The 19,681-nt window shown below is 68.2% G+C and carries 20 protein-coding genes; 12 read left to right on the forward strand and 8 right to left on the reverse strand.

Annotated elements, in window-relative coordinates; genetic code table 11:
- Positions 1–9: 9 nt before the first annotated feature.
- From ACZZZN_RS14670 to ACZZZN_RS14700, 7 genes are read right to left on the reverse strand one after another with little or no spacing between them, the layout of a single operon-like run.
- Entirely contained in the window at positions 10–954 is a 945-nt protein-coding gene (locus ACZZZN_RS14670) for a Gfo/Idh/MocA family protein (RefSeq protein WP_463505877.1), read from the reverse strand.
- Complete coding sequence (locus ACZZZN_RS14675; protein ID WP_463505878.1) at positions 951–1,952, reverse strand: hydroxyacid dehydrogenase; 1,002 nt, start codon at positions 1,950–1,952, stop codon at positions 951–953. Before ACZZZN_RS14675 ends, ACZZZN_RS14670 begins: the two co-directional genes overlap by 4 nt.
- Complete coding sequence (locus ACZZZN_RS14680; RefSeq protein ID WP_463505879.1) at positions 1,949–3,034, reverse strand: dihydrodipicolinate synthase family protein; 1,086 nt, start codon at positions 3,032–3,034, stop codon at positions 1,949–1,951. Before ACZZZN_RS14680 ends, ACZZZN_RS14675 begins: the two co-directional genes overlap by 4 nt.
- Positions 3,034–4,068, reverse strand: a complete 1,035-nt coding sequence (locus ACZZZN_RS14685) for an NAD-dependent epimerase/dehydratase family protein (protein WP_463505880.1) — start codon at positions 4,066–4,068, stop codon at positions 3,034–3,036. Before ACZZZN_RS14685 ends, ACZZZN_RS14680 begins: the two co-directional genes overlap by 1 nt.
- Before the next feature lie 19 nt (positions 4,069–4,087).
- Complete coding sequence (locus ACZZZN_RS14690) at positions 4,088–4,993, reverse strand: carbohydrate ABC transporter permease (RefSeq protein ID WP_463505881.1); 906 nt, start codon at positions 4,991–4,993, stop codon at positions 4,088–4,090.
- On the reverse strand, positions 4,990–5,895 hold the full coding sequence (locus ACZZZN_RS14695; RefSeq protein WP_463505882.1) for a carbohydrate ABC transporter permease: 906 nt from the start codon (positions 5,893–5,895) through the stop codon (positions 4,990–4,992). Before ACZZZN_RS14695 ends, ACZZZN_RS14690 begins: the two co-directional genes overlap by 4 nt.
- Before the next feature lie 60 nt (positions 5,896–5,955).
- Entirely contained in the window at positions 5,956–7,194 is a 1,239-nt protein-coding gene (locus ACZZZN_RS14700) for an ABC transporter substrate-binding protein (protein WP_463505883.1), read from the reverse strand.
- A 187-nt stretch (positions 7,195–7,381) separates the two neighbouring features.
- Between ACZZZN_RS14700 and ACZZZN_RS14705 the strand changes: the two genes are divergently transcribed.
- The 4 genes from ACZZZN_RS14705 to ACZZZN_RS14720 all read left to right on the forward strand — a co-directional run bounded on the left by ACZZZN_RS14705 (position 7,382) and on the right by ACZZZN_RS14720 (position 12,039).
- Positions 7,382–8,554 carry an ROK family protein gene (locus ACZZZN_RS14705; protein WP_463505884.1) on the forward strand — a complete coding sequence of 391 codons (1,173 nt, stop codon included), beginning with the start codon at positions 7,382–7,384 and terminating at the stop codon, positions 8,552–8,554.
- Positions 8,551–9,555, forward strand: a complete 1,005-nt coding sequence (locus ACZZZN_RS14710) for a Gfo/Idh/MocA family protein (RefSeq protein ID WP_463505885.1) — start codon at positions 8,551–8,553, stop codon at positions 9,553–9,555. The genes ACZZZN_RS14705 and ACZZZN_RS14710 overlap by 4 nt, the downstream gene beginning before the upstream one ends.
- Positions 9,552–10,577 (forward strand): Gfo/Idh/MocA family protein, encoded by a 1,026-nt coding sequence (locus tag ACZZZN_RS14715; RefSeq protein ID WP_463505886.1) that lies wholly within the window; start codon positions 9,552–9,554, stop codon positions 10,575–10,577. The genes ACZZZN_RS14710 and ACZZZN_RS14715 overlap by 4 nt, the downstream gene beginning before the upstream one ends.
- A 460-nt stretch (positions 10,578–11,037) precedes the next feature.
- Positions 11,038–12,039: a magnesium and cobalt transport protein CorA gene (locus ACZZZN_RS14720; protein ID WP_463505887.1), complete on the forward strand. Its 1,002-nt coding sequence runs from the start codon at positions 11,038–11,040 to the stop codon at positions 12,037–12,039.
- Positions 12,040–12,050: 11 nt separating this feature from the next.
- On the opposite strand, the gene ACZZZN_RS14725 is transcribed toward ACZZZN_RS14720, so the two are convergent.
- Positions 12,051–12,509 (reverse strand): cytochrome C5, encoded by a 459-nt coding sequence (locus ACZZZN_RS14725; protein ID WP_463505888.1) that lies wholly within the window; start codon positions 12,507–12,509, stop codon positions 12,051–12,053.
- Between the two features lie 41 nt (positions 12,510–12,550).
- On the opposite strand from ACZZZN_RS14725, the gene ACZZZN_RS14730 reads away from it, so the two are divergent.
- The 8 genes from ACZZZN_RS14730 to ACZZZN_RS14765 all read left to right on the forward strand — a co-directional run bounded on the left by ACZZZN_RS14730 (position 12,551) and on the right by ACZZZN_RS14765 (position 19,470).
- Positions 12,551–13,273, forward strand: a complete 723-nt coding sequence (locus ACZZZN_RS14730) for an SGNH/GDSL hydrolase family protein (protein ID WP_463505889.1) — start codon at positions 12,551–12,553, stop codon at positions 13,271–13,273.
- Between the two features lie 241 nt (positions 13,274–13,514).
- Complete coding sequence (locus ACZZZN_RS14735; RefSeq protein ID WP_463505890.1) at positions 13,515–14,255, forward strand: Type 1 glutamine amidotransferase-like domain-containing protein; 741 nt, start codon at positions 13,515–13,517, stop codon at positions 14,253–14,255.
- On the forward strand, positions 14,252–15,607 hold the full coding sequence (locus tag ACZZZN_RS14740) for an anaerobic C4-dicarboxylate transporter family protein (RefSeq protein WP_463505891.1): 1,356 nt from the start codon (positions 14,252–14,254) through the stop codon (positions 15,605–15,607). The genes ACZZZN_RS14735 and ACZZZN_RS14740 overlap by 4 nt, the downstream gene beginning before the upstream one ends.
- A 17-nt stretch (positions 15,608–15,624) precedes the next feature.
- Complete coding sequence (locus ACZZZN_RS14745) at positions 15,625–16,956, forward strand: threonine/serine exporter family protein (protein WP_463505892.1); 1,332 nt, start codon at positions 15,625–15,627, stop codon at positions 16,954–16,956.
- A 247-nt stretch (positions 16,957–17,203) separates the two neighbouring features.
- Positions 17,204–17,551, forward strand: a complete 348-nt coding sequence (locus ACZZZN_RS14750; RefSeq protein ID WP_463505893.1) for a PadR family transcriptional regulator — start codon at positions 17,204–17,206, stop codon at positions 17,549–17,551.
- Between the two features lies 1 nt (position 17,552).
- Positions 17,553–17,924, forward strand: a complete 372-nt coding sequence (locus tag ACZZZN_RS14755; RefSeq protein ID WP_463505894.1) for a DUF1048 domain-containing protein — start codon at positions 17,553–17,555, stop codon at positions 17,922–17,924.
- Entirely contained in the window at positions 17,921–18,706 is a 786-nt protein-coding gene (locus ACZZZN_RS14760) for an ABC transporter ATP-binding protein (RefSeq protein ID WP_463505895.1), read from the forward strand. Before ACZZZN_RS14755 ends, ACZZZN_RS14760 begins: the two co-directional genes overlap by 4 nt.
- Positions 18,703–19,470: an ABC transporter permease gene (locus ACZZZN_RS14765; protein ID WP_463505896.1), complete on the forward strand. Its 768-nt coding sequence runs from the start codon at positions 18,703–18,705 to the stop codon at positions 19,468–19,470. Before ACZZZN_RS14760 ends, ACZZZN_RS14765 begins: the two co-directional genes overlap by 4 nt.
- The last annotated feature ends 211 nt before the right edge of the window (positions 19,471–19,681 follow it).

Genomic DNA, 19,681 nt, shown 5'->3' on the forward strand with positions numbered 1-19,681 from the left:
CCCCAGAGCTCATCGGACTGTGCGCCCCTCGTCTCGGCGTGCGATCTCCGCCGCCGCGATCGTGTTCTCGACCACGACCCGCGCATCCGGCCACGGCGCGACGACGCGTCCCTCGGCGGCTGCCTCGAGCAGGGCGGCGATCATGCCGTCGAAGCCGAGCGCGATGTTCGACGGCTCCCCAGCGAGTTCGACCGAGAGCAGGCCCCCTGTCGTGACGACCTCGATGCCATAGGCGTCGGGCCCGGGAACCCCCGAGAGGCTCACCTGCACCGGCACCTCCGCCTCGCCGGCACGCATCCGCACGTCGATGCCCGCGGCGTCCTCGGAATGCTCGCGACCGGCGCCGCGCGTCCACCCCGAGCCGCCGATCACACGTGCACCGGGAAGCACGACGTCGACCATCTCCCACGCGTGCACTCCGACCGTCGCGAGAATGCCGCCGCCGCGTGCAGGATCGTCCTGCCACCGCCGCTGCCGCGTGCGGAAACCCGCGGCATCGTGCTGCGCGCGCACGCGGATGCCGAGGAGCTCGGCTCCCTCGAGCCGGTCGCGCAGCGCAGTGAGCTCGGGCGCGAACCGCAGCACCGAGCTCGTCCCCACCCTGTCGGCGTGCCCCGCGGTCACTGCGCCCGTCCAGTCCGAGAGCTGCCGCCTCGTCGCTGCAACGACCTTGTTGACGAAGACCGGCACTCCCGCCCCGAGCGATCGCACGAGCTCTGCCGCACGATCCGTGCGCGGAGTCGCGATCACGAGATCGGGCGCCGACGAGAGCAGGGCGTCGACCGACGGCACGGATGCTCCGCCGAATCGCTCCGCGAAGTCGTCGGCCGCACGCATGTCGTCGTCGAACACCGCGACCACCTCGGAGCCCCGCGCGCGCACGTTCGCCGCATCGACGGCGGGATGCGAATGCGCGAGACCGGCGAAGCCCACGCGAAGCGGCTGAGGACTCATGCCATCGATGCCAGGTGGGCGCGATCCACGGTGTGCTCGAGGGGCCGACCGGCGGCGAACGCCTCGATCTCGGCGGCCACGATCGAGCCCTGGCGCAGTCGTCCCTCGTGGGTGCCTGCCGCCCGGTGAGGGGTGAGCAGCACGTTCGAGAGCCGCCGCAAAGGATGCTCGGCGCCGAACGGCTCCTCATCGAACACGGCGATCGCGGCGCTGAGCCGTGCACTGCGCACCGCTGCGATCAACGCCGCCTGATCGACCACCCACGATCGGGCGGTGTTCACGAGCCCTGCCCCGTCGGGCATGAGGGCGAGTTCACGAGCACCGATCAGATGGTGTGTCTCGGGCAGAGTCGGTGCGTGCACCGCGACGATCCGTGCGCGAGCGAGGGCCTCCTCGAGCGGGACGAGCTCGGCACCGAGGGCTGACGCCTCCTCCTCGTCGAGCGTGGGGTCGACGAGCATCGCCTCGGCGCCGAGCAGGCGGACGAGCTCGAGGTAGGCCCGGCCCGTGCGCGACGCGCCGACGACGGCGATGGGCGACCCGAGGATCTCGTGCTGCACCCCGACGGAGGCGGCGTCGTACCAGCCGTCGCCGTCGCGCAGCGCGTTGTGCATCACCGGAATGCGATGCAGCAGCGCGAGCGTGAAAGCGAGCGACACCTCAGCCACGGGCCGCGCCATCGCCGCGCCCGCCTGCGTCACCACCACGCCCCGCTCGAACAGCTCATCGGTGGCGAACGCCTTGACCGACGCGCCGGTGTGCGCGAGCACCTCGAGCCGCGGAAGCGCGGCCAGCACGGTCGCATCGAAAGGCGCGGCGCCCCAGCTCGTGATCACGATCCGCGCGTCGTCGAGGTGCGCGTCGCCCAGTCGATCGACGCGCACGAGATCGCCGCCCAGCTGCGCCGCGACCACCCGCAGACGATCGACGTCGGCGGGCGCGAAGAACTCGGCGAACAGCTCGGCCGAGACGACGGCGACGACGGTCGGAGCGCTCATGACAGCCAGGCCTCCAGGTTCTCGGCGATGAAGGCGTCGTCGTTCAGGGCGGGGTAGGCCTGGCGCACGCGGCGGATCTCGTCGGCCTGTCCTGGCGAGAGTCCCTCGTCGGGATCCAGACACCAGGTTCCCTCGAGAAGCCCCTGCTGCACGAGCATCTCGTGGACGCCGGCGATCACGCCCCGGAAATCGTTGCCCGGGTCGAACACCGCCTGGTTGACGTCGACCATGTCGGAGGCGAACAGTCCGAGACGTCGATAGGCCTCGGCGTCGCCCTCCATCGCACGGCGCGCCTGCTCGAGCATCGCGACGGCGGCCCGAGTGCCCACCGCCCACTGCCCCAGAAGGCCGCCGACGAACCGCATCGTGCGCGGCCCCGAGGGCGACTCGACGTGGAACTCCGACAGCAGGTCGGCGATGATCGCATCGTCGTTGCCCGTGTACAGCGCGATCTCATCGGCCCGCCCCGACGCCGCGACACCGCGCACGAGCTCCAGGGTGCGGTAGCGATCGAAGGGTGCGGCCTTGACCGCCACGACCGAGGGGATGGCCGCGAACTCGCGCCAGAAGTCCCGGTCGAGCACGGGGCCGCCGATCGCCGTCTGCAGGTAGAAGCCCACCACGGGCAGCACCTCGCCCACGGCGCGGGCGCGCTCGAGCAGGGCGCGCTCATCGGCGCCGGCGACGCGAGGGCTCACGAGCACGGCGTCGTAGCCGAGCGACCGGGCGAGCTCCGCCTCTGCGACCGCCTGAGCGGTGTCGCCCGCCACGCCGGCGATGCGCACCACTCGTGGGTCGGCCCGCGCATCCAACTCCTCCGCGGCGAGCGCGAGGACGGGTTCGAACAGCGCATGCTCAGGGTCACGGATCTCGAATTGGGTGGTGTGCACACCGACGGCGATGCCGCCCGCGCCGGCGTCGAGGTAATAGCGCGTGAGCGCACGCTGCCGGCGCTCGTCGAGAGTGCGGTCCGCAGTGAGAGCGAGCGGATGCGCGGGGATCACGGCCCCCTGGGCGAGGGTGGCCGCCGCCTCCGGGCGCAGCACCGGCACCGGGGCGGTGCGGGGCGAGGACGCCACCATCAGAACTTCCCGTCCCGCACGGCCCACTTGGTGGGCTTGGCGATCATCGGCAGCTCGCGGGTGATCCAGTCGGCCTGCATGCGGATCAGCGATTCCGCAGGAACCGACGGGTAGCCGAACAGCTCCATGCACCGCCGCGCGTCGCTGAGCAGAGCAGTGGGCTGAGGCTCATCGATCAGCTCGACCTCTCGGCCGAGCAGCTCGCCGAATCGGCGGGCGACGGCCTCGACGCTCAGCAGCTCGGGCCCGGTGAGATTGATCGTGAACGGCTCGGTCGACGCGTGCGTGAGACTGCGCAGCACCACCTCGTTCGCGTATCCCTGCCAGATGACGTTGACGTTGGCCGTCGCGACGGAGACGGGCTGACCGGCCTGCACAGCGCTGCCGATGTCGGCGAGCACTCCGTAGCGCAGGTCGATCGCGTAGTTCAGGCGGATGATCGAGACACGCGTGCCACGCTCCTGCGCGCCGAACTCGAACACGCGCTCGCGCCCCAGGCACGACTGCGCGTACTCGCCGATGGGGGCGGGGGCCAGCGATTCTGAGGCCCCGCCCGACGAGGCGGGCACGAACGGATAGACGTTGCCGGTCGACAGCACGGCGATCGCACTGTCGCGGTAGCGGCGCGCGACACGATCGGGCAGCGCGGCATTGACCTCCCACGCCCACGACGCGTTGGTCGCCGCGCCGAACTTCGCGCCGACCATGAACACCACGTTCGGGGCGTCGGGCAAAGAGGAGAGGTCGTCGTTCTCGATCAGGTCGAAGGGCATGACGCGCACGCCGGCGCCTTCGAGACGCTCGCGGATGACAGGATCGCCGAACCGCGAGACCGCATGGACGACATCGGACCGACGGCCCGCGGCATCGAGCGCCCGCCTCGCGAGCATCGCCAGGGTCGGCCCCATCTTGCCGCCCGCTCCGAGGATCACGAGGTCGCCGGAGCCACCTGCCAGGTCGTTCACGAGTGCCTCGCTCGGTGTCGCGAGCGTCTCCTCGAGCTCGGCCTCGGAGGTGAATGTGTGCTGAGTCACGTGGTTGTTTCCCTTCTTCTCAGCCCTTGATGCCCGTGCCGGTGACGCCCTCTTGCACGTACCTCTGGGCGATGAGGTACGCGAGGAAGATGGGCAGCAGTGCGACCACGGATCCGGCGAGCATGGTGCTCAGGGGGACGTTCTGCTGCTGGAGCGACGAGATGCCGACCGTGAGCGTGAACATCGAGTTGGACTTGGCGATGATGAGCGGCCAGAGGAAGTCGTTCCAGTGCCACAGGAAGACGAAGATGCCGAGGGTGGCGAGGATCGGCTTGCACAGCGGCAGGACGATCCTGAGGAAGATCCGGAACTCGCCGGCGCCGTCGATGCGTGCCGCCTCGAACAGCTCGTCGGGCAGCCCTTCGATGAACTGCCGCATCAGGAACACCGCCTGCGCGTTGGCGAGCGTGGGCAGGATGAGGCCCCAGTAGGTGTCGATCCCGCCGAGGTTCGCCATCAGGATGAACGTGGGGATGAGGGTGACGTGGAAGGGCACCATCACCATCGCGAGGAACGACCAGAACATCACCTCCTTGCCCGCGAAGCGCTTCTTGGCGAACGCGTATCCCGCCATGGCGGAGAGGAACAGCACGGCCACGACCGACACCAGGGAGTACACGACCGTGTTCCACAGCCATCCGAGGATGTTCTGGCCGCCGAGCACCTGCTCGTACGACTCGAAGGAGATGTCGGTCCAGGGCAGCAGCGAGCCGGGCAGCTCGACGACGAGGCCGGGCTTGAGGCTCAGCACGACCATCGCGTAGAACGGGAAGAAGCTGAGGATGCCGGCGATGCTCAACCAGATCCAGCGAACGATCACGCCGCCGCGGGTGGGTTCGAGCGCCCGGAAGGATCGGTTCCGGCGCGGGCGGCGAGGCGGTGCCGGCGTCACCGTCGTCGTCGGCGGTTGCAACAGAGCGGTCATTTCTGCTTTCCGATCACGAGGCGCTGGATGAGGGCGACCACGAGGGTCATGATGAACAGGGCGACACCGACGGCGGCCGCGTAGCCGTAGTCGAAGTAGCGGAAACCCTGGTCGTACAGCAGGTAGACGAGCGAGTAGCTGGCGTTCGCCGGGCCGCCCTGGGTCATGACGTAGATGACGTCGAAGACCTGGAAGGCGGCTGTCGTCTCGATGACGGCGAGGAAGAACACCGTCGGGCGCAGGTACGGCAGGATGATCCAGCGGAAGCGCTGCCAGGCGTTCGCTCCGTCGACCAGCGCGGCCTCCTCGAGCTCGCGAGGCACGTCCTGCAGAGCCGCGATCATGATCATCATCCCGTACCCGAATCGGGACCAGACGCCCACGACCACGATCGCCGGGATCACGAGCACTGTGCTGCCGAGCCACGAACCTCCGAGTCCGAGCGGGGCCATCAGCGCCGACCAGGGACCGTTGCTGGAGAAGATCCAGACGAAGATGCTTCCCGCGAGCACCAGCGAGGTGATGACGGGGAGGAAGAAGATCGAGCGGAAGAAGCGCGCCCCGCGGAAGGCTCGACGGACCCCGAGCGCCATCACGGTCGACAGCACGAGGGAGATCGGCACGGCGAACACCGTGTAGATCACGGTCGTGCCCAGCGCCCTCCAGAACAGCGGGTCGGCGACGAGACGCTGGAAGTGGTCGAGCCCGCGCCAGGCGATCTCGCCCGAGATGTCGTAGTCGAAGAAGCTCAACGCGACGCCTGCGATGCTCGGCCCGAAGCGGAACGCGAGGAAGAGGAGGAAGGCGGGGAGCACGAAGAGGAACGCGACGCGCGCCTCCCGCCGGGCGAGCACGCGCGCCACCCGTCCGGGAGGTCGCTTGGTCATGGTTGCGGTCGTCATCGGGGGATCCTCACGGGTGGGGAGGGGTGCGCGGAGCTCGCCCGCGCACCCCCGCAGTGACTACTTGATCAGGGGCGCCGCGGCGGTCGCGGCATCCTTCAGCGCGTCGGCGGGCGACTTCTGCCCCAGCAGCGCGGCTTGGATCTCGGGAGCGAGCACGCCCATCAGCGCGCGCGAGCTGGCATCGAGCTCTCCGACCGTCGTATCCGGCACGTACTTCTCGACCTCGCCGAGAAGCGGGTCGTCGGCATAGAGCGGTTCGGTGGTGCTCAGCGCGGAGAAGTAGCCCGCGGCGGTCAGGTACGGTTCGACGATGTCGGCGCTCGTGGCGAACTCGGCGAACTTCGCCGCGGCATCCTTCGACGTCGATCCCTCGAGGACCGACAGCGAGCCGACGGTGCCGTACGCCACGGTCTCTTCATCGGTGAGCGGCGCGAGGATCTCGACGTTCTCCTCGCCCCAGAAGGGTGCGACCTCGGTGACGCCGTTGTTCCACGTGCATCCGACCTTGCCCTGGGCGATCGCCGTCTGCTCGAGCGGCACGTTCGTGGTCAGAGCCTCGGGGTCGAGCGCGCCGGCCTCTGCCAGATCGGTGATGAAGGTCAGCGCCTGCTCACCGGCCTTGCTGTCGAAGCCCACCTCTCCCTTGTCGGTGTAGACCTGCCCGCCGGCCTGCCAGAGCAGCGGGTAGAAGGTGAGATTGAGGGTGTTCTCGGCGGATGCCGGGTAGTTGAGGACGTACATGTCCTTCTCCGTGAACTTCGGAGCGATCTCGACGATGTCTTCCCATGTCTCGGGATACTCCGTCACTCCTGCAGCCTCGAAAGCCGCAGCATTGCAGATCAGCGGCTGGGCGCTGGTGAGGATAGGCGCCCCGAGGATGTCGCCGTCGATCGTGACAGACTCTTTGACGTTCGGCAGCAGATCTCCCTGACGCTCCTCGCTCAGCAGGTCGTTGAGCGGCGCGATCGACTTCTGGTACGCCGCGAGCTGGTCGGGGATCAGGTAGACGACGTCGGGTCCCTTGCCTGCGGCGATCGCCGTCTGCAGCGCCTCGTCCCGATTCGCCCACGGGAAGATCTCGTACGAGACGGTGACGTCCTCGTTCTCCGCTTCGAAGGCGGCGACCGTCTCGTCCCAGAAATCCTTGTGTGCCGCCTCATCGGCGATGACCGGGTAGAGCCAGACGGTGATGTCCTGCGTTCCGGTCGCGGTGTCCCCTCCGCCGGCCGAACATCCGGCCAACAGGGCGGCCGCCGCGATTCCCGCGACGACGCCGGTGGTCTTGCTGACGCGCATGGTGCTCCTTTGCTTGAACCGTGCTGAGTACGGTTCATTATGACACTAGAGTGGGATAATTCGTCAAGTACACAGTTCCAGCCGGTTGTTACAACCGTGTTTCCAGGATGAAAACGGCTGAGCTTGATATGAGAATCCGATGTGCTATTTTGATCGCACCGCGACGGTGAGAAAGAGGGGGCCGCACATGGTCGTGCCGAGTCAGCTGTCGATCGTCGCCCGATCGGCACTCCACCTGAGAGACGCCGGGCCTGCGACGGTCAACGAGATCTCCCGCTCACTGGAGATCTCGCGCACCTCTGTCGAGAACGCCGTCGGTGCGCTCAGCGAGTCAGGGCTCGTCACCGACGCCGCCGTGCAGCCCGCCTCGGGTGCCGGACGCCCCGCACGTCGCTACTCCTTCCACGCGGCAGCGGGCACCGTCGTCGGCCTCGACATCGGCGTCGCGAGCGTGCGGGTGATCCTGTCCGACCTCGCCGGTCGCGTGGTCTCGCAGCAGAGCTTCCCGGGACTCGCGGCCGACGATGACGGGGCGTCGAAGCTCGCCGCCGTCATCGACGACGTGCGGCGCACCCTCGGTTCCGCATCGATCCCCGCGTCGCACCTGCGCGCGATCGGCGTCTCGCTGCCCGGACTGGTCGATGACACCGGCCGGGTCGTCATGTCGGTGGTGATCCCCGAATGGTCCGGCGTCGACATCGGCGCGCAGCTGCATCAGGCGTTCGGTTGCCCGGTGTCGGTCGACAACGGCGTGCGCCTGGCCGCCGTCGCGGAGCACCATCTGGGAGTCGCGCAGCTGGTCGACGACGTCGTCTACCTCTCGGTCGGCAATCGCATCTCCATGGGGCTCATCCTCGGCGGGCGCCCGCGTCGCGGCATCCACAATGCCGCGGGAGACATCGGACGCCTCGCCTTCCGGGGCCTCAACACCGAGACCGGGCAGATCTCGTGGCGATCGGCCCAGACTGCGGCCGAGGTCTTCGCACTCGCTCGCGACGGCGACGACGACGCGCAGGCCGAACTGGACGCCTTCATCGACGAGCTCGCTCACGGGATCGCGACTCTGATCATGACCGTCGATCCGGCCATGGTCGTGATCGGCGGCGGGCTCTCCGCCGCACATGCGCAACTGCTCGACCCTCTGCGTGCCGCTCTCCCCGGTCACCTCGGACTCCCCTTCCAGGTACCCGTCGCCGAAGCGCGCCTCGGCGCGGAGGCCGCCGCACACGGTGCAGTGGTGCACGCGTTCCAACGACACGCCTCGCACATCTACGGGATCGAGGACATGCCGGTTCCGCCCATCACCCCGCTGTCGAACACATCCGCGGCACACGAGGTCCGCGAAGAGGAGAAGAAGTGAGCGAGCTGAAGGTCGGACTCATCGGCGCAGGCGGCATCTCACGGGTGCACGCCGACGCCTGGCGCGCGCTGGGAGTCCGCGGATACGTGACATCCCTGGTGGGAGCCGACGAGATCGCAGAGGCATACGGCTTCGAGGTCGTCGACGACGTCGACCGCCTGATCGATCTCGTCGACATCGTCGACATCGTGACGCCGAGCAGCACGCATGCGGATCTCGCGCTGCGCGCCATCGCGCGCGGCAGATCCGTGATCTGCGAGAAGCCGCTCGCCACCACCGCAGAGATCGCCGGCGCGGTCGTGCGGGCCGCGTCCGATGCCGGGGTGCGTCTCTTCCCCGCCCACGTCGTGCGGTACATGGCCGAATACCGGGCCATCAAGTCCGGCATCGATGCCGGTACGATCGGCACGCTCGCCGTCCAGCGGTTCAGTCGCGCGGGGTCCGCACCGACTGCCCCCTGGTTCTTCTCCGAGAGCGGGGGTGGCGGCCTCATCCGCGACCTGATGATCCACGACATCGATCAGGCGATCTGGTTCGCGGGTCCGGTCTCCTCGGTCTACGCCGTGCAGAACCCGCCGACCGTCGACGACGTCGTTCCCTCTCCCGTGTCGTCGCACGTGGTTCTCACGCACCGCAGCGGCGTCATCAGTCACGTCACCGGCAGCTGGGTCGCGAACGGCATGCCGTTCCGCACCAGCGTCGAGGTGGCAGGGTCAGACGGTCGACTGAGGTACGACAGCGCGGAGGACCATACCCTGCGCACCGACACGGTCATCGACGCGAGCAGCACCGACTACCTGCCGCCGATGTCGCCACGCGAGAGTCCGTATTACGCCGAGATCGACGACTTCGTGAGGGCGTGGCGCGAGGGCGGCGAGGCTCTCGTCACTCCGCGCGACGGCGTCGAGGCCGTCGCGGTCGCCGAGGCGGCCTACGAATCCATCGCCACCGGGGGGCCTGTCGCACTCCCCCTCTCCCCGGCCGAGGAGGTCGTCCGTTGAGCTCTCCCACCCCGCTCCGCATCGCCGTGCTGTCGTTCGCGCACACCCACGCGTTGAGCTACGTGCACGCCCTGCGAGAGATGCCCGGCATCGATTTGATCGCCACCGACCCTGACGGCGCGGATGCTCCCGACGACGCACCGCGCGGCGCGCAGCTCGCCGCCGAGCTCGGCGTGACCTACCTCGACGACTATGAGGCCGCATTCGCGTGGGGCCCCGATGCCGTGGTGGTTGCCGCGGAGAACTCGCGCCACCGCGAACTCGTCGAGCGTGCGGCCCGCGCAGGAGTGCACGTGCTGTGCGAGAAGCCCCTCGCGACGACCGTCGCCGACGCGGTCGCCATGCGCGAGGCCTGCGCCAGCGCCGGCGTGATGCTGATGGTCGCGTATCCGGTGCGCTTCGCGCCGGTCATCCGCGATGCCGTCGCCGAACTGCGCAGCGGTCGACTCGGTCGCATCCTGGCCGTCACCGGTGTCAACAACGGCAAACTGCCCCAGGACCGCGCCTGGTTCACCGACCCCGAGCTCGCCGGCGGAGGCGCACTCGTCGACCATGTCGTGCACTGCGCCGATCTGCTCGACGAGCTCCTCGGCGAGCGCGCCGAGTCGGTGCGGGCGGTGTCGAACGGCATCCTGCACGCGCAGCGCGACCTCGACGTCGAGACCGGCGGACTGGTCACCGTGCGGTATCCGAGCGGTGCCATCGCGACGATCGACTGCTCGTGGAGCTGGCCGATGAGCTCGGCGACCTGGGGTGGCGTCACGTTGCAGGTCGTCGCCGAGCGCGGCACCGTCACGATCAGCCCCTTCGCGAAGGGTGTCGCAGGGCACGACGCCGAGGGCGAGACCTGGACTCCGGTCGGCCTCGACCTCGATGCGCTGCTGCTCGAGGAGTTCGTCGCGGCGCTGCGTGAAGGCCGCCAGGCTCAGCCGGATGCCGACGTCGGCATCCGCACCGTCGAGATCGTGAAAGCCGCCCAGGCCTCGGCCGCTCAGGGCGGAGCCGTGGTGTCGCTCGGCTGATCACGAGCACCCTGCCGCTGCGCTCCGGTCGTTGCGCTCCGGTCGCAGTTCGTGCCGCCGGCTCACGCTCCCGTCGCAGTTTGTGCCGGGGGATCACGACTTCAGCGGCACGAACTGCGACCGGAACCACGCGGGGGCGCGGCAGACGGCACGAACTGCGACCGGAACCACACGAGCACGCACGCAGCGGGACGCGTGGATCGCATGCCCAGGAGCCAGGAGTATGCTGGCACATCGGGTCACGTGACCCCTTCAGAGCGCGAGAGGCGGTGATGGCGATGTCCGGTGATAGTTGCGACGCCGCCTTCGTTGCGTCGCGTCTGACTGCATCCGTGCGTTGAGCTTCGGCTCCGCACCTGCACGTCCTGCTCCGCAGCCGTCGGCGGCGTCATCCGCCCCCTGACGAATCCTGCGCACGCCCTCTCTGACGAGGCGTGCGCCTGCGAGAACGGAGCCAGCCATGGCCCTCATCGACAACGGCGTGTACGTGCACGGACGCCGAGTGGAGACCCCGAAGAACCTCGACGAGACCTACCGGTGCCTCGATTCGCACGGCGGCATCGCGTGGATCGGCCTCTACCGGCCGAGCCCGCAGGAGGTCGCCTCGGTCGCGCGCGAGTTCGACCTGCATCCGCTCGCCGTCGAAGACGCCCTCTCGGGTCACCAGCGGTCGAAGGTCGAGCGCTACGGCGACACGCTCTTCGCCGTGCTGCGCCCCGCCCGCTACCGCGACGAGCAGGAGTCGATCGAGTTCGGCGAGCTGCACCTGTTCGTGGGCCCCGACTTCGTGGTGACGATCCGCCACGCGGAGTCGCCCGACCTCGCAGCCGTCCGCCGCCGCATGGAGTCTCACCCCGAGCTGCTCGCGATGGGACCGGAAGCCGTGTTCTACGCGATCCTCGATGAGGTCGTCGACGGCTACGAGCCGATCGTGACCGGGCTGCTCAACGACATCGATGAGATCGAGGACCAGCTCTTCGGCGACAGCGACGACGACGCCCTCTCCCGCCGCATCTACGAGCTCTCGCGCGAGGTCATCAACTTCCAGCGGGCGGTGCACCCGCTCGCCGGGATGCTGGAATGGCTGCGTCGCGGATCCGAGAAGTACCGCATCGACGAAGAGCTGCAGCGGTCGCTGCGCGACGTGCTCGACCACGTCATCCGCGTGAACGAGCGGGTCGACTCGTTCCGCGCGATCCTCGAGAACGCCCTCACCGTGCATTCCGCCCTGGTCGCCCGGCGGCAGACCGAGGCGGGGCTCGCGCAGAACGACGAGATCAAGCGGATCTCGTCGTGGGCGGCGATCATCTTCGCGCCGACGCTCGTCGGCACGGTCTACGGCATGAACTTCGAGGGGATGCCTGAGCTGAGCTGGTCGTTCGGATACCCGCTCGCGATCGGCGCGATGGCCGCCTTCGCGGTCGGACTGTACGGGGTGTTCAAGTACAAGAAGTGGTTGTGAGCCGAGCGGGCTCAGCGGTCCCGCACCTCGATGCTGGCGACCTCGAGTTCGTCGTCGAGCTGCACGAGGATCCGGGAATCCGGGAACTGCTTCGGCGCGTCGAAGGCGATCAGCACGGCGTCGGCGAACACCACGACCGAGGTGGCTTCGAGGTCGTCGCGCAGGTCGGTCTGCTCGATCACGGGCTCGTCGTCGACCGACTCGTCGATGTCGTCGGCGACCTCGTCGATCACCGCACGCCACCGCGACTCTGACACCGACAGGATGCGGGTGATCGCCGCGAGCAGCGCGTCGGCGTCGAGGCTCTCTTCCTCATCGTCGAGCTCGGGGTCGACGTTGACGGTGACCACCGCACCGGCAGCGTCGATCGTCGCCCGACCGTAGATGAGAGTGTTCTCGGCGACCGGATCATCGAGCAGACCGCTGTCCACGATGCGGGCGAGGAGGGTATCGAGCAGTGGGGAAGCCATGAGACCAGTCTTCCACCGACGCCGCCGCTAGTCTTTAGGGCGTGCCGAACGCCGATTCCCCCGCATCCGCCGCATCCGATCTCTCCCGCCTCGCAGACGCGCTCGCAGGGTCCGAGCCTCTGAACTGGGTCATCACGGGCGACTCGATCACCCACGGACTCGTGCACACGCACGGCGGCCGCAGCTACTCGGAGCATCTGCACGAGCTGATCCGCGGCGAGCTCGGCCGCACCCGCGACGCGGTGATCAACACGGCGATCAGCGGCCACCGCATGCCCGACATCCTCGGCGACTTCGAACGGCGGGTGGAGTCCTGGCATCCGCACGTGGTCACCCTCATGATCGGCACGAACGACATGTCGACCCTGCCGGGCAGCCCCTTCGTCGAGCCTGCCGACTTCGCCGCCTCGCTGCGCGAGTTCGTGACGCGAGTGCGCGGACTGGGGGCGATTCCGGTGCTGCAGACGCCGCCCTCGATCGACATCCCCAACGCTCCGGGGCGCGAGCGGATCGTCGAGTTCGCGGATGCCGTGCGCGACGTCGCCGCGTCAGAAGACGTGATCCTCGTCGACCAGCACTCCCGGTTCACCGAGATCGGTGGCGGCGGTGTGCCCTGGGGTCTGATGAACGACCCGTTCCATCCGAACGCCGCGGGTCATGCCGCGCTGGCGCTCGAACTCGCGAATGCGGTCGGCATCCGGCCCTCGGTGTCACGAGCACTCCCGCTTCTCGAGGCGCAGGTGCGAGCCGCGCGACTGGCCTGATCGGACCGCGCGGCGGCCGTCGCCTCGGCGGTGCGGGGCCAGTCACGCACCGCGAATGCCCGTATCCGATGCGAAAGTGACCCCGCACCACGCGGGAGATGCGAAAGTGACCCCGCATAGCCGGGAAGACGCGAGCGGCGCGACACCTCAGCACTCGCCCTGACCGGGTGATGCCCCCGCACGGCCGCTGCCGCGCGCCGCTACCGTGAGCGCATTCGCACACGACAGCGGAGGTGGTGCCATGTCTCACGTGGTCGCGACAGGGGCCGGCAAGGCCATGATGGAGCGTCGGAACGACCCGACGCACGACTACATCCTCGGGCTCACACGAAAGAAGCGACCCCGGGTGCTGTTCGTCGGCACCGCGACGGGCGACGACGCGGCGTACATCCTGAGCTTCTATTCGACGTACGACTCCGACCGGTGCGCACCTCATCACCTCCCCCTCTTCCACCGGTCGGTCGACGACCTCGCCGGCTTCGTGAAGGGCTTCGACGTCATCCACGTCGGCGGCGGCAACACCGCCAACATGCTCGATGTCTGGAAGCGGCAGGGGCTCGACGAGATCATGCGCGAGATGTGGGACGACCCCGACTCGAACGTGGTGTTCACCGGCGGCAGCGCCGGAGGCATCTGCTGGTTCGAAGGCGGCACGACCGACAGCTACGGCCCGACCCTGCAGGTGCTGCCTGAGGGGCTCGGGTTTCTGCACGGCAGCTTCTGCCCGCACTACGACGCGGAAGATCAGCGGCGACCGCTGTTCCACGCATCCCTGCTCAGCGGTGAGCTCGCCACGGGATACGCGGTCGGCAACCTGCAGTCGCTGCACTTCGAGAACTCCGACTTCGTCACGGCGATCAGCCCGGTCGAGAATCCGCTCGCGCTGCGCGTCGAGGCCATCGACGGAAAGATCGTCGAGACCGAGCTCGCCACCGAGATCCTGACTCCCTCCGCACCGATCACGAAGGGGCCGTCGACGTGAACGACAACGTGTGGATCCTCGTCGCCCAGCTGATCGTCGTCATCCTCGCGATCTACATGGGCACCCGCACCAGCGGGATCGGCCTCGGCGTGTGGGGACTCGTCGGCGTCGCCGTGCTCATCTTCGTCTTCGGCGAGGCACCCGGCAACGCCCCTGTGGATGCCGTCTTCATCGTCATCACGGTGATCACCGCCGCATCCACCATGCAGGCAGCCGGCGGAATCGACTGGATGGTGTCGGTCGCCGCCAAGGTGATCAGACGCAAGCCGAAATCCGTCGTCTTCCTGGCGCCCGCCATGTCGTTCCTCTTCACGGTCGGCGCCGGAACCGGCAACATCTTCTACCCGCTGCTGCCGGTCATCTACGACGTGTCGTACCAGCAGAAGATCCGCCCCGAGCGGGCGCTCTCGGTCTCGGCGGTCGCGTCGCAGGTCGGCATCCTCTGCTCCCCCGTCTCGGCCGCGACCGCGTCGATGGTCGTGCTGCTCGCACCCCAGGGAGTCGACCTCGGCGGACTGCTGCTGATCATGTGGCCGGCGTCGATCGCCGGGCTCTTCGTCGCCGCCCTCGTGATGATGCGGCACGGCAAGGACCTCGAAGACGACCCCGAGTTCCAGCGTCGCCTCGAAAGCCACCAGATCCAGCCGCCGACGGTCGACGCGCACGACAGCAAGCTGCCGCGCACCGCGGTGCTGTCTGCCACGCTCTTCCTGATCGGCGTCGGCGTCATCGTGTTCTTCGGACTCTTCGAGGGGCTGCGCCCGGTGATCGGCACGGATGACGCGGGCGACCCGGTGCGTCTGAGCGTGACCGTGATCATCGAGGTGGTGATGGGCATCATCGCGGCTCTCATCTTCGTGTTCTGCAAGGTCAAGGCCGCCGATGTGCCGAAGCAGCCGACGTTCCCCGCCGGCATCGTCGGTGCGATCGCCCTGTTCGGCATCGCGTGGCTCGCCAACACCTTCGTCGCCGCGAACCAGACGCTGATCGTCGACGGACTCGGGTCGGTGGTCTCAGGATCGTCGGCATTCCTCGGCGCACTGCTGTTCGCCCTCGCCCTGTTCGCGGTCGCGATGCTGACGACCAGCCAATCGAGCGCGACGAATGCGATCGTCCCGATCGGCATCACGATCGGGCTGCCGGCCCCACTGCTCGTGGGACTCTGGCCGTCGACCATGGGCATCTACACGCTGCCCGCCAACGGCAGCCAGGTCGCGACCGTCGCCTTCGACCAGACCGGCACGACGAAGATGGGCAAGTTCGTCTTCGACCACTCGTTCCAGCTGCCGAACCTGGTCTACATCGGTGTCGCGATCGTCGTCGGAGTGACCCTGTCGCTGATCTTCTCGTGACGTGACGGCCTGCTGAGATGCCGGATGCTCTCGACCGTTCGGCCCTGCGCCGGTTCCTCCTGGGACTCGCGCAGGGCATGAACGCGTCGGCCGAGTCGGTCGACCGCATCCGCGACACCATGACGGATGTCGTCGAGGCGTACGGCGGTGACGACACCGACTTCGTGGTGCTGCCGACGATCATCCTCGTCGAGACCGGAGACGACGAGGAGTCACGGGTCGCGATCCGCTCGGCGACGAACGCATCGTTCCGCTTCGACCAGATCGCGGCGCTGTACGAGCTGATCGCGCAGGCGCGCACGGCGTCGGTGTCGCCGCTCGACGGCATCCGTCGGCTGAACGAGATCGGGGCGATGCGCCCGCGTCTCGGCTGGGTCACCCGCACGTTCGGTCACGCCGTGCTGACGACCGGACTCGCACTGCTGCTCGCTCCGACCTGGCAGGGCGCGATCGTCGCGTTCGTGCTGGGTGCGGGCATCGGACTGCTCAAGCTCGTGCGGTCGCCCACCCTGCAGCTCGTCATGCCGATCGCGGCGGCCTTCGTCTGCGCCGCCGCGGTGTTCGTGCTCGCCGAGGTGATCGAGATCGGCGATCCCATCCGGCTGCTGATCGCCCCGCTGGTCACCTTCCTGCCCGGCGGGGTGCTGACCACGGCGACCGTCGAGCTCGCGGCCGGGCAGATGATCTCGGGCGCCTCGCGCCTGGTCTACGGTTTCGTGCAGCTCGCGCTGCTCGCGTTCGGCATCCTCGCGGCCGGCACCGTGGTGGGCGTCGAGTCCCGTTCATACGAGCCGCTCGAGGCCGCATCCTTCCTTCCGTGGTGGGTCGCGTTGATCGGCATCCTGGTGTTTGCGCTCGGCAACTACCTGCACTTCTCGGCGCCCGCCTCGACGTTCGGCTGGGTGCTGCTCGCCCTGATCGTCGCGTATGTCGGGCAGTGGGCGGGCAGCGCGCTGCTGGGGCCGACTGTCGGCGGGTTCGTCGGGGCGGTCGCCATGGCACTCGTGGTGTTCTGGATCGCTTCGCTGCGCCACGGGGCTCCGGTGCAGATCACGTTCCTCCCCGCGTTCTGGCTGCTCGTGCCCGGGGCTGCGGGCCTGGTCGGACTCACCGAAGCGGTCGCCACCGACAGCGGTCTCGCCGATTTCACGGAGGCCCTCATCTCGATCATGTCGATCGCGCTCGGCGTGCTGATCGGCACCGCGCTGTACCGGGTGGTGCACCACGGGGCTGAAGAGATCGTGCAATTCGCGGTCGCTCCGCCGACGGTGGTGTCGGAGGCGCCGCGGCGGCTGCTCGACCGGCTGCTGCCCTGGCGGCGGACCCCGGTGCGGGCTCCGCGCGACTGACCCTCGCCTGCTCGCGGGCCGGACGCGCTGGTCCCCGCGCCCGGCATGCACAACTCAGCACGGATACTCGGCGTCCCCATGATTCCCGCCCATTCGGAGACGATGCGGGCAGTCGGTGCTGAATTGTGCGGTGCGACGAGGCCTTCGAGAAACTTCAGTATTCAGTCTTGCTAAGTACCGGTACTCAGTGTTACTTTGTACCGGTACCCAGCATCACTGAGTACCGAACGAACGAAAGGAGGCTCTCATGGGCAAACAGATGACCGAGATGCTCAAGGGCACTCTCGAGGGCATCGTCCTGGCTCTCCTCGCCGAGCAGCCGGCCTACGGATACGAGATCACGAGCCGCGTGCGCGATCACGGATTCACCGATATCGCCGAGGGCACGATCTACGCCCTGCTGGTGCGCGTCGAGCAGAAGAAGCTCGTCGACGTCGAGAAGGTCCCGAGCGAGAAGGGCCCGCCCCGCAAGGTCTACTCGCTGAACGCGGCAGGCACGCAGGAGCTCGAGGAGTTCTGGAAGACCTGGAGCTTCCTCTCCGAGCACATCGAACGACTCAACACGAACACGAACACGAACAACAAGGAGAACTGACATGGCCGCGAAGTGGATCGAAGCGCTCACCGGATCGCTCGAACAGAAGAAGCAGTACCGCGATGCGAAGAAGCGCATCGACGCCCTGCCCGAGCCGTACCGCACGGTCGCCAACGCCCAGCACCGCTACACGATGTACTACGGGGGCATCACCGACGGCGACATCCTCGTGCAGATCTTCCTCGACCTCGCCGATCTGTGGGAGCGCGCCGCCATCGACGGCACCGCGATCGACGACATCGTCGGCGACGACCCCGTCTCGTTCGCCGAGACCTACGCCGAGGCATACGGCGGAACCCACTGGATCGACAAGGAACGCGCCCGCCTGACGGCAGCGGTCGACGACGCGAAGAAGAAGGAGTCACGATCATGAACGCACCGGCCATCGCCGTTCGCGGCCTCGAGAAGTCCTACAAGGACCTCCAGGTGCTGCGCGGCGTCGACTTCGAGGTCGAGAAGGGATCGATATTCGCCCTGCTCGGCTCGAACGGCGCCGGCAAGACCACCGTCGTCCGCATCCTCTCGACGCTGCTGAAGTCGGATGCCGGCGCCGCCGCCGTGCAGGGGATCGACGTCGCCGCCGACCCCCTCGGCGTGAGACAGCGCATCAGCCTCACCGGGCAGTTCGCCGCCGTCGACGAGATCCTCACCGGACGCGAGAACCTCGTGCTCGTCGCCAAGCTCCGCCACCTTCCCGATCCGGCATCCGTCGCCGACGAGTTGCTCGCGACGTTCCGGCTGACGGATGCCGGTGCCCGCAAGGTCGGCACGTACTCCGGCGGTATGCGTCGCCGGCTCGACATCGCGATGAGCCTGGTCGGTCACCCCGAGGTGATCTACCTCGACGAGCCGACCACGGGCCTCGATCCCGAAGCCCGCATCGAGGTGCGGAACGTCGTCAAGAAACTCGCGAACACCGGCACCACCGTGCTGCTCACCACGCAGTACCTCGATGAGGCCGAACAGCTGGCCGACCGTATCGCGATCCTCCACGAGGGTCGGATCATCGCGAACGGCTCGCTCGCCGAGCTCAAGGCCCTGCTGCCGGCGGCCAAGGTCGAGTACGTCGAGAAGCAGCCCACCCTCGAGGAGATCTTCCTCACCCTCGTCGGCCCGAAGACGGGGTCGACCACCGGAAAGGAGAACGCAGCATGAGCACGCACTTCGCCGCCGACACGGCGACACTCACCGGCCGCTCGATGCGGCACATCTTCCGCAGTCCCGACACGATCATCACCACCGCGGTCACCCCGATCGCCCTGATGCTGCTCTTCGTGTACGTCTTCGGCGGCGCTCTGCAGACGAGCACCGGCGTCGACAACTACGTCGACTACCTGCTGCCCGGCATCCTGCTGATCGCGATCGCGTCGGGCATCGCCTACACGGCGTTCCGCCTGTTCACCGACATGCAGAGCGGCATCTTCGAGCGGTTCCACTCCATGCCGATCGCCCGATCGAGCGTGCTGTGGGCCCACGTGCTGACCTCGCTGACGGCGAACGCCATCACCCTGGCGATCATCTTCGCGGTCGGTTTCCTGATGGGATTCCGCACCGGGGCGAGTGTCTGGGCGTGGCTGGCCGTGATCGGCATCCTGATGCTGTTCACCCTGGCGCTCACGTGGCTCGCGATCATCGCGGGGCTCAACGCCAAGACGGTCGACGGGGCGAGCGCGTTCTCCTATCCGCTGATCTTCCTGCCGTTCATCAGCTCGGCCTTCGTGCCGACCGACACGATGCCGGGTCCGGTGCGGTGGTTCGCCGAGAACCAGCCGGTCACCTCGATCGTCGACACGATTCAGGCGCTGTTCGCCGAGCAGCCTGTCGGCACCGACATCTGGGTCGCCCTCGCCTGGTGCATCGGCATCCTCGTCGTCGCCTACGTGTTCGCGATCGTCTCGTACCGCAAGAAGGTCAGTTGAACGTCTGCAGTGAGACGGAACGCTCCGTCCGGGCCCCGCGCCCGGCCGGGGCGTTTCGCCGCGCTCGGCGCCGGTCTGTTCTTCTCGCCTCGCCGCTCCTGAGCCCCTGAACCCCTGAACCCCTGATCCCCTGACGCCGCGTGGGGAGGAGATCTCCGCATAGGGCGGAAGATCCAGCACGAACCCTCCTCCCTACAGGGTGATCTCCGCC

Source organism: Microbacterium sp. AC145, from assembly GCF_979258505.1.